This is a genomic window from Aliarcobacter vitoriensis (assembly GCF_003316695.1).
Lineage (GTDB): Bacteria > Campylobacterota > Campylobacteria > Campylobacterales > Arcobacteraceae > Aliarcobacter > Aliarcobacter vitoriensis.
In genome coordinates this window covers 1-335 of record NZ_PDKB01000059.1, presented here as the reverse complement: position 1 = coordinate 335, position 335 = coordinate 1, and the positions used below count along the sequence as shown (strand labels likewise).

Annotated in this window: 1 protein-coding gene; it reads right to left on the bottom strand. The window is 33.1% G+C overall.

What is annotated here, in order from left to right; genetic code table 11:
* Positions 1-335 (bottom strand): immunoglobulin-like domain-containing protein (locus tag CRU91_RS12345; protein WP_222718488.1); only part of this gene is annotated, 335 nt, incomplete at both ends.

The following is a 335-nucleotide window of genomic DNA, read 5'->3' as shown; positions in this document are numbered from 1 at the left end:
TGTTGTATCTACATGATCTGCAAACTCTTTTGCTGTTGCATTATTTACTGGATTTAATTTTTCAAATTTTGAGTTATTTGTTGAACTTAAATCTGTTGGTGCTGGTACATTTGTTACATCTTGGTAATAATCTTTTGAACCATCTGCATAAGAAACTGTTGTTGAAGCTCCACTACTATTTGCTGGTACAGTAATTGTTATTGTCTCATTACCTACTTTGAACGTTACTGTTTCTGCTTGTGTTGTTGGATTTGTAAATGTTACTGTATATGTAATCTCTGCACTCTCTTCATCTCCACTCGCTGTTGATGTTAATGTATAGTCTGTTGTATCTA